A 9,143-nucleotide genomic window follows, 5' to 3' on the forward strand; every position below is an offset into this window, starting at 1 on the left:
CCCCCGAGCCTGGCCAGTCGCTCGAGCTGCTGCCCGGCCTGCACTGGATCCGCATGCCGCTCAGCTTCGCGCCCTGGCACGTCAATCTCTGGCTGATCGAGGATGGCGACGCCTGGCTGGCCGTCGATGCCGGCGCCCGCAGCGAGGAGACCCTGGCCCACTGGACCACGATCCAGCGGCAGACGCTGGGCGGCCGACCGATCACCCGGCTGCTGGCGACGTATTTCCACCCCGACCATGTCGGCTTCGCCGGCTGGCTGTGCGAGCGCCACGGCGCCGGCCTGCTGATGCCGCGCAGCGAGTATCTTTTCGCCCGCTTCCTGCTGCTCGACACCGACGAGGGGATGACCGCGCAGCAGCTCGGCTTCGCCCGCGCCGCCGGCTGCCCCGAGAGCTTTCTCTCCTTCCTGGCCGGTCGCGGGCCGCTCTACTCCCGCGCCGTGGTCTCGCTGCCGCGCAGCTACCGCCGCATCGCGGAAGGGGACGTGCTGTGCATCGGCGGCCGCGACTGGCATGTCCTGACCGGCGGCGGCCACGCTCCCGAGATGGCCTGCCTGCACTGCCCCGCGCTCAAGGTCCTGATCTCCGCCGACCAGATCCTGCCGCGCATCAGCCCCTATATCGGCGTCGGTGCCACCGAGCCGGAGGCCGACCCGCTGCGCGACTTCCTCGAGTCGAACGCACGGCTGAAGGCGATCTTGCCCGGGACGCTGGTGCTGCCCTCGCATGGCGACCCTTTTCACGGGCTGCACGCCCGCATCGACGCGCTGGCCGCCCACCACGCCGAGCGCCTGGCCACGCTGGAAGCCGCCTGCGCCACGCCGCTCACCGCCTATGAGGCGACCGGCGTGCTGTTCCCGCGCGTCCAGGAAGACCGCCAGATCGGCTTCGCGCTGGGCGAGACGCTGGCGCATCTGAACCGGTTGGTCGGGGAAGGGCGTGTCGGGAAGAGCAAAGGGACGGTGCCGAGGTACAGCAAGGCAAGCTGAAGGCCAGGGGAATGAATTCCCCTGGACCCCATCTTCTTTCTGTTCACCGGCCGTTCGGCGATCCGCGCCTCGCCTGCGCCCTCGCCCGGGCATCGCGGCGGGACGCAGATATGAAAACAGCGCGCCGTGGAAGGTCGCGCTGTTGCAGGGCCGTTTCACGTACCGCCCCCACGTGGACACGGCAGTCTGAAAGAAAAAAGATGGGGGTCTGGGGGAATTCATTCCCCCAGCCTGTTTCCCTGTCTTCTCTTCAGTTCTCCAGCATCCGCCGCAGTAGCTCGACATCCTCGGCGAAGGTGCTGTCCGCCTGCATGAGTTCCGCCACGCGCGACACAGCGTGCATGACCGTGGTGTGGTCGCGGTTGCCGAAGCGGCGGCCGATCTCGGGCAGCGAGCGGGAGGTCAGCTGCTTCGCCAGGTACATCGCCACCTGCCGCGGCCGCGCCACGTTGCGGGCACGGCGGGCCGAGGACATGTCGGTCAGGCGGATGTTGTAGTGCTCGGCGACCTTGCGCTGGATCTCTTCGATCGTCACGCGGCGGTCATGGGCGCGCAGGATGTCGTGCAGCACTTCCTGCGCCGATTCCAGCGTGATCGGCCGGCCGAACAGGTTGGCATGGGCGATCAGCCGGTTCAGCGCGCCTTCCAGCTCGCGGACGTTGCTGGTGATCTTGTGCGCCAGGAACTCCAGCACCTTGGCCGGCACCTCGACCTCGGCCGACTGGGCCTTGGCCTGCAGGATCGAGATGCGCAGCTCGTAGGTGGTGGCGTGGATATCGGCCACCATGCCGCAGCCGAGGCGCGTGCGCAGGCGGTCCTCCAGGCCGGACAGGTCGCTGGGCGACTTGTCGGCCGAGACCACGATCTGCTTCCCGGCATCCACCAGCGCGTTGAAGGTGTGGAAGAATTCTTCCTGCGTGTTGTCCTTGCCGATCAGGAACTGCAGGTCGTCGATCATCAGCACGTCGACCGAGCGCAGGCTCTCCTTGAACTCCATCGTGCTCTGCGAGCGCAGGGCGGCAATGAAGCGGTACATGAACTTCTCGGCGGACATGTAGGCGACGTTGCGCTGGCCGCCGAAGCTGATGGCCCAGGCGATCGAGTGCATCAGGTGGGTCTTGCCCAGGCCGACGCCGCCATAGAGGAACAGCGGGTTGAAGCCGGGGCTGGCCGGCTTCTCGGCGACGCGCCGGGCGCAGGCATGGGCGAATTCGTTCGGCTTGCCGACGACGAAGCTGTCGAAGGTGAAGCGCGGGTCGAGCGGGGCGGCCCAATCGGACCGGGACTCGGCCGAGCGCTGCTCGGCGCCGCGCGGCGGCGAGCTGGCGGGCTCGGCCAGGGCCAGGGTCGCCTGGGTGGCGCGCGGGGCGGGGGCGGCGCCGGCCAGGCCGCCTTCCGCCAGGCCGCCGGCGACCGAGGTCACGGAGCCCGGGGCAGCCTCGTCGGGCGCCTCCACGGGGCGGCTGTCAGGGGCCACGCGGATGTCGACGCGGCGGACGCCCAGGCTTTCGCCGGACCACAGGCTGCGCAGGCGATCGCCGTAATGGCTGCGCACCCAGTCGCGCAGGAAGCGCGTGGGCAGGAGGATGACGGCCTCTTCGCCTTCGATGGCGGCGAGGGTCATCTGGCGCAGCCAGCTACGGTACTCGACCTCGCCCACTTCCTCGCGCAGGCGGCCGCGGATGCGGGCCCAGGCTTCCGCGACATGCCCGCTGGCGGGGCCGGCCACGGCGGAGGGGGTGCCGAGCTCATTCTCCATGCGAAGCACCTGCCACCCTTTCGGCCCTGGGCCCTAGCTGAAAGCTGCCCCGCGAGGGGGCGACAAGTCCCCGGCCGGAAGCGCCGGCCAGGGCGTGCGACACGGTTGGCGCCCCTGCCGGCGAAAGGCAGGAACGGCCTGACGATCGAGACTACAGCGCGCCGGAAAACAGGACGCAAATCACCGATCCGCTCTCGATGCCGGATTCAAAGAATTGAACCCGACGCCCGAAGGCGAACGGTAATGCCAAGATGTAATTGGGTACTCTGGAGCGGAGACTTGTTCTGGAAGGCTATCCCCCGCTGCGCCCCTGGCGCAACGGGTTCTTAGCGAGAACACAGGATCCGCCGGTCACCCCGCCGTGCGGCGGGGCGAGCAGCCCTGGCTCAGGCCTGGGCCGGAGCGCCCAGCGCCTTGATGCGGGCGGACAGGCGGGACAGCTTGCGGGCCACCGTGTTCAGGTGGACGATGCCCTTGGTCACCGCGCGCTGGTATTCCGGCTGCGCGTCCTTGAAGGCGGCCTGGGCAGCGACCTTGTCGCCGCTGGCAATGGCCTTCTCGACCTTGGTGAGGAAGGTGGAGACGCGCGAGCGACGGGCGCGGTTGCGCTCGTTGCGAGTGGCCGTCTGCCGGATGCGCTTGCGCGCGGAAGCCGTGTTCGCCATGGCGTGTTTCGAACCAGTCGTCTGTGTCTCAGGAACGCGCGCAGCCCCAGCTTGCCCGAGAAGGGCTCCCCATGGCTCCGTGCGGGAAGGCGCGGTTTCTACCCGGCCGCGACGCGCAGAGTCAATGCATGACGCCCATGCCCCGGTGCGTCGCGACCGCGGCGTCGCGCCCTGGGGGCGGGACTCGGCAGGCGTGGCGCGCGGGGCCGGCCGTCAGGCCTTGCCGCGGGCCCGGCTTAGGACTTGCGGAACCGGAATGCAATGAAAGCTTCTCGAAACCTGCACGGCGCGGTCATCCGCCGCCCTTAGAGGCCGCCGCGACAGTGAAAAGGGCGCGTGGTGTCGGGGATCAGGATCGAAGGGCTGGTGCGGGACTATGGCGGCAGCCGGGTGCTGAAAGGCGTCTCGCTGCAGGTGGGCCCTGGGGAATTCGTGGCGCTGGTCGGGCCGTCCGGCTGCGGCAAGTCGACGCTGATGCGCATGATCGCCGGCATCGACCGGCCGGATGCCGGCCAGATCCATATCAATGGCCGCGAGGTGACCGGGCTGCGGCCGGCGGCGCGCGATGTCGCCATGGTGTTCCAGTCCTACGCGCTCTACCCGCATCTGACGGTGGCCGAGAACATCGCGGTGCCGCTGGCGCTGCGCCGCCTGACCACGGCCCAGCGCCTGCCGCTGGTCGGCGGCCTGATGCCCGGCGCCCGCGCCGCCCGCCGCCAGATCGAGGCCGATGTCGCCCAGGCTGCCGAGTCGCTGGGCCTCGGGCACCTGCAGGGGCGGCGCCCCGGGCAGCTTTCGGGGGGGCAGCGGCAGCGCGTGGCGCTGGCCCGCGCCATCGTCCGCCGCCCGGCCGCCTTCCTGATGGACGAGCCGCTGTCGAACCTGGACGCCGCGCTGCGGGTGCAGACCCGGCGCGAGATCGTCGACATCCACCGCCGCGCCGGCGCCGCCACACTCTATGTGACGCATGACCAGGCCGAGGCGCTGACCATGGCCGACCGCGTCGCCGTTATGCAGGGCGGCGAGATCCTGCAGGTCGCCAGCCCCGAGGCGATCTATGCCGACCCGGCCGATCTGCGGGTGGCCTGCTTCATCGGCTCGCCCAGGATCAACACCCTGGCCGCCGAGGCCGATTCGCAGGGTTTTGTGCGTGTCGCGGGCATGGCGACGGGGCTGCGGGCGCCGATGACCGGCGCGATCACCCTGGCGCTGCGTCCCGAGGACCTGCAGCCGGTGGCCCACGGCCTGCCGGCGGTGGCCGAGGGCATCGAGTTCCTCGGCGAATCGCTGCTGCTGCATGCCCGGCTGGAGGATGGCACGGGGCTGGTGCTGCGCATCGCCCCCGAGAATCGCGGCCATCTGGCGGCCGGCGCCCGGCTGGCGCTCGGCTTCGACCCGGCCCGCGCCCTGCTGTTCGGCGCCGATGGCAAGCGGCTGCCGGCGCGGATCCAGGCGGCGGAGCCGGCCCTTGTCTGACGCGACCTTCGGCCTGCCGGTCGCGCCCGCCAAGGCGACGCCGGCCGCCCGCCATGCGCGCAGCGAGGCGATCACCGCCTGGCTGCTCAGCCTGCCGGCGATTCTTTCTTATCTTTTGCTCCTGCTGCTGCCGACGCTGGCCGCGGTGGCGCTGGCCTTTACCGATTACGAGCTGGGCGCCGACTCGGTGCGCTGGATCGGGTTGGAGAACTTCGCCGAGCTCTGGACCGATCGCGGCTTCCGCCAGTCCTTCGTCAACACCGTCTTCTATGTCGGCGTGGTCACCCCGGGCTCGATCCTCGGCGCGCTCGTCATCGCCCTGCTGATCGAGGCGGGGGTGCGCGGCCGCACCCTGTTCCGCGCCGTCTTCTTCCTGCCGGTGGTGTCGTTGACCGTCGCCATGGCCTCGGCTTGGCAGTACCTGCTGCACCCGACCATCGGCCCACTGAACGGCATGCTGCGCCAGCTCGGCATCGCCGGTCCGGCCTGGCTGTCGGACAGCGGCATGGTCATGTGGTCGCTGGCCGGCATCGGCATCTGGGAGAACCTGGGCTTCAACCTGGTGCTGTTCCTGGCCGGGCTGACCGCCATCCCGCGCGAGCTCTATGCCGCGGCCGAGGTCGATGGCGCCCGGTCGGCCTGGGCCCGCTTCCGCCTGGTCACCTGGCCGCTGCTGGGGCCGACGACGCTCTTCGTGCTGACCATCACCATGATCCGCTCGGTGCGGGTCTTCGACACGGTGAAGGTGCTGACCCAGGGCGGGCCCAACAAGGCCTCCGAGGTGCTGCTGCACAGCATGTACCAGGAAGGCTTCACCTTTTTCCGCCTGGGCTATTCGGCGGCCATCACCCTGGTCTTCCTGGCCATCGTGCTGGCGCTGATGTGGCTGCAGACCCGGGTCCTCGACAAGCGGGTGCATTATGGTTGAGCGCGACATCTCTTGGGCGCGCGACCTGCCGCGCCTGGCCGTCCTGACGATCCTCGGGCTGCTGCTGCTGCTGCCCTATATCTGGATGGTCTCGGCCAGCCTGAAGCCGGCCGACGAGATTTTTGCGGCGACGCTGAACCTGCTGCCCAGGCGCCTGTGGGTGGTGGAAAACTTCGGCACCGTCTTCGAGCGGCTGCCCGTTCTGCTCTACCTCTGGAACGGCGTGGTGGTCTGCGGCGGCATTCTGGTCTTCCAGCTGCTCTTCGCCATCCCCGCCGGCTATGCATTGGCAAAACTGGAGTTCCGCGGGCGGGAGCTGCTGCTGGGCGCCGTCATGCTCGGCCTGCTGGTGCCGCCGCATGTGCCGGCCCTGCCGCTCTATGCCGGGCTCAGTGCGCTGGGCATGCTCGACACCTACACGGCGCTGATCGCGCCCTCGACCATCTCGGTCTTCGCCATCTTCCTGTTCCGGCAGTTCTTCAAGTCGCTGCCGGACGACCTGATCCATGCCGCCCGCCTCGACGGCATGGGCGAGATGGCCATCGTCTGGCGCGTGGTGCTGCCCAATGCCTGGCCGGCCGCCACCGCCTTCGCGATCTTCTCGGTGGTGGCCCACTGGAACGACCTGTTCTGGCCGCTGATCGTGGTCAACAGCCCGGCCCATGCCACCCCCGCCCTCGGCGTCCTGTTCTTCCGCACCACTGAGGGCGACGACGATTTCGGCGCGCTGATGGCGGCCGCCGTGATCATGACCACCCCCCTGGTTCTGGCCTTCCTCCTGGCGCAGCGGCGCTTCGTCGAAGGCATCGCGACAACCGGCCTCAAGGGCTGACGGAGCTTCCCGACATGACCACCACCTTCTCGCGCCGCGCGGCGCTGCTCTCCGCCGGCGCTGGCCTCGGCCTGCTCGCCGCCCCGCGCCTGCTGCGCGCCCAGGGCTCGACCGAGATCACCGTCCACTACGCCCAGCCCTACATCTACAAGGAAAGCTACGACGCCATCCTGGCCGGCTTCGCCCGCCAGGAGCCGGGCATCAAGGTGAACTTCGTCACCACGCCGAACTACGAGGAAGGCGCCCAGCTGCTGCTGCGCCAGGCGACGACCAACCAGCTGCCCGACCTGTCCTACCAGGGCTTCAACCGCCTGCGCGTCTTCGCCGAGCGCGGCATCGCCCAGGACCTGACGCCGCTGCTGGCCCAGGAAGGCAACCCGGCGCAGCAGGGCTACACCCCCAACCTGCTGCAGCTGGCGCATTTCGGCGGCATGCAGTCGGGCCTGGCCTATGCCGCCTCCAACCCGGTCTGCTTCTTCAACGCCGACCTGGTGAAGCGCGCCGGCGGCGATCCGGAGAACTTCCCGAAGGACTGGAACGGCGTGCTGGAACTCGCCGCCAAGATCGACAAGCTCGGCGACGGCGTCGAGGGCATGTGGTTCACCTGGTCGGGCGACGACTGGATGTTCAGCGCGCTGCTCTTCGGCCATGGCGGCCGCATGCTGAACGCCGACGAGACCGATGTCGGCTTCGCCGGCGCCGAGGGGCTGGGCGCGCTCACCCTGATCGACCGCATGGTGAAGCAGGGCGGCATGCCCAACCTGACCGCCGCCGCCGCCCGCCAGGCCTTCGCCGCCGGCAAGCTCGGCATGATCTTCCAGACCACCGCCCAGGTGCGCGGCGCCGTCGCCAGCGTCGGCAAGAGCTTCGACCTGCGCACCACCGAGATGCCGGTGATCGATGCCCAGAAGGGCCGCCTGCCGACCGGCGGCGCCGCCGGCATGCTGACCGCCAAGGACCCGGCCAAGCGCGCCGCGGCTTGGAAGTTCCTGCGCTACTCCACCGGGCCCGAGGGCCAGGCGATGATGGTGCAGAACACCGGCTACCTGCCCTGCAACCAGCTGGCGATCGACGAGGACCGGTATCTCGGCGCCTTCTACCGCGAGAACCCGCTGTTCATGCCGGCGGTGCGCCAGCTGCCGATCTCGATCCCCTGGTACGCCTTCCCGGGCAGCAACAGCGTGCGCGTCACCCAGACCATGGTCGACAACCTGGCCCGCATCGTCGAGCAGCGCGCGACGCCCGCCCAGGTGCAGGCCGACATGGCCGCCGAGGTGCGCCGCCTGCTGCCGCGGAAGTCCTGATCCCATGGTCTTCACCCTGGCCCAGATCAGCGACACCCACCTGTCGCGCCGCCATCCTGGCTTCACCGCCAATTTCAACATCCTGGCCGGCCACCTGCTGGCCGAGGCGCCCGACCTGGTGATCCACACCGGCGACGTCTCGGCGCATGGCGAGCAGCCAGGCGATGCGGGGGAGGCGGATCTCGCCTTCGCCCGGGCGGCGATGGACGGGCTCGGCCTCGGCTGGCAGGCGGTGCCGGGCAACCATGACATCGGCAACGACCCGGCGCTGGCGGGCTCCACCCCCGCCAATGCCGAACGCCTGACCCGGTGGCAGCGCCACTTCAACCCCGGCCACTTCGTACAGGACGTGCCGGGCTGGCGGCTGATCGGCCTGAACACGCTGATCATGGGCGCCGACCTGCCCGAGGCCGAGGCGCAGTTCGCCTTCCTCGAGGAAGCGCTGGCGAATGCCGGGGGACGCCGGGTGGCGATCTTCCAGCACAAGCCGCTCTGCGAGGTGACGCTGGCCGAGCAGCACCCGACCTACTGGTCGGTGCTGCCGGCGCCCCGCGCCCGCCTGGCCGAGCTGCTGCGCCGCCACGACGTTGCCTTCGTCGCCTCCGGCCATGTGCACCAGGCGCAGGACCGCGGCGTGGTCGAGGGCATCCGGCAGATCTGGGCCCCGGCCGTCGCCTTCTTCGTCGGCGACACCTGGCAGGAGAAGGTCGGCGACAAGCGCCTCGGCTATGTCGAGCACCTGCTGCACGAGGACGGTCGGCATGAGAGCCGCGTCCGCATGCTCGACACCCTGGCGCCGCACGACATCGGCCTGCTGCCGGAGATCTATGGCCCGCAGCAGCCGGTCGCGGCCTGACCCGATCGGGCGGCGGGGGACCCCCTCCGCCGCCCTGTTCCGCATGGGCGCGAATTCATCCGCGCCGCCCCGGCGCCACCGGCGATCCGGCTTGACGACGCCGTGAGCAAGGCGCATGTCCGACCTGCGGCAAGGGCTTCCGGGCCCCCGCCGCTCCCCAGGAACCCATCCGAACCATGCCCAGCGACAGTCCCAGCGACAGTCACTCTCGATTGTCCGCGCGCCTGACGACCCGCATGCGCTGAGCCAGCAGGGCCCGCCATGCGCGCCGCCGACGACGCGGACGCAGCAGGTGAGCCCATGCTTCAGACCACCCCTGGCTATCCGGCGGAGG

The 9,143-nt window shown here is 70.1% G+C and carries 8 protein-coding genes; 6 read left to right on the plus strand and 2 right to left on the minus strand.

Annotated features, from left to right (window positions below; genetic code table 11):
- The coding region (locus BKE38_RS24860) for an MBL fold metallo-hydrolase (RefSeq protein WP_076959908.1) at positions 1-989 on the plus strand (989 nt) is incomplete at its 5' end.
- Positions 990-1,239: 250 nt separating this feature from the next.
- Here the strand turns inward: BKE38_RS24860 and dnaA are convergent.
- Together dnaA and rpsT are read right to left on the minus strand one after the other, a co-directional pair.
- A complete protein-coding gene (dnaA, locus tag BKE38_RS24865; RefSeq protein ID WP_083747845.1) occupies positions 1,240-2,748 on the minus strand; it encodes a chromosomal replication initiator protein DnaA in 1,509 nt (502 codons plus the stop codon).
- A gap of 386 nt (positions 2,749-3,134) precedes the next feature.
- Positions 3,135-3,413 (minus strand): 30S ribosomal protein S20, encoded by a 279-nt coding sequence (gene rpsT, locus BKE38_RS24870; protein WP_076959909.1) that lies wholly within the window; start codon positions 3,411-3,413, stop codon positions 3,135-3,137.
- Between the two features lie 339 nt (positions 3,414-3,752).
- Here rpsT and BKE38_RS24875 point away from each other — a divergent pair, with 339 nt between their 5' ends.
- Genes BKE38_RS24875 through BKE38_RS24895 form a run of 5 tightly spaced genes read left to right on the plus strand, consistent with a single transcriptional unit; the run spans position 3,753 to position 8,809 of the window.
- A complete protein-coding gene (locus BKE38_RS24875; protein ID WP_076959914.1) occupies positions 3,753-4,889 on the plus strand; it encodes an ABC transporter ATP-binding protein in 1,137 nt (378 codons plus the stop codon).
- A complete protein-coding gene (locus BKE38_RS24880; RefSeq protein ID WP_242662565.1) occupies positions 4,882-5,817 on the plus strand; it encodes a carbohydrate ABC transporter permease in 936 nt (311 codons plus the stop codon). Before BKE38_RS24875 ends, BKE38_RS24880 begins: the two co-directional genes overlap by 8 nt.
- Positions 5,810-6,649, plus strand: coding sequence for a carbohydrate ABC transporter permease (locus BKE38_RS24885; protein ID WP_076959910.1), 840 nt, complete (start codon positions 5,810-5,812; stop codon positions 6,647-6,649). The genes BKE38_RS24880 and BKE38_RS24885 overlap by 8 nt, the downstream gene beginning before the upstream one ends.
- 14 nt (positions 6,650-6,663) lie before the next feature.
- The gene (locus BKE38_RS24890) at positions 6,664-7,953 is read left to right on the plus strand and encodes an ABC transporter substrate-binding protein (protein WP_076959911.1); all 1,290 of its coding nucleotides are present in this window, start codon (positions 6,664-6,666) and stop codon (positions 7,951-7,953) included.
- A 4-nt stretch (positions 7,954-7,957) separates the two neighbouring features.
- A complete protein-coding gene (locus BKE38_RS24895; RefSeq protein WP_076959912.1) occupies positions 7,958-8,809 on the plus strand; it encodes a metallophosphoesterase family protein in 852 nt (283 codons plus the stop codon).
- Positions 8,810-9,143: the final 334 nt, after the last annotated feature.

It is taken from the genome of Teichococcus deserti (genome assembly GCF_001982615.1).
Classification (GTDB): domain Bacteria; phylum Pseudomonadota; class Alphaproteobacteria; order Acetobacterales; family Acetobacteraceae; genus Pseudoroseomonas; species Pseudoroseomonas deserti.

What these genes read in the sequence shown, in the direction of transcription:
- dnaA (WP_083747845.1), bottom strand. Translation starts at nt 2,748, where the DNA reads ATGGAGAATGAGCTCGGCACCCCCTCCGCCGTGGCCGGCCCCGCCAGC.
- BKE38_RS24885 (WP_076959910.1), top strand. Translation starts at nt 5,810, where the DNA reads ATGGTTGAGCGCGACATCTCTTGGGCGCGCGACCTGCCGCGCCTGGCC.
- BKE38_RS24890 (WP_076959911.1), top strand. Translation starts at nt 6,664, where the DNA reads ATGACCACCACCTTCTCGCGCCGCGCGGCGCTGCTCTCCGCCGGCGCT.
- BKE38_RS24895 (WP_076959912.1), top strand. Translation starts at nt 7,958, where the DNA reads ATGGTCTTCACCCTGGCCCAGATCAGCGACACCCACCTGTCGCGCCGC.
- rpsT (WP_076959909.1), bottom strand. Translation starts at nt 3,413, where the DNA reads ATGGCGAACACGGCTTCCGCGCGCAAGCGCATCCGGCAGACGGCCACT.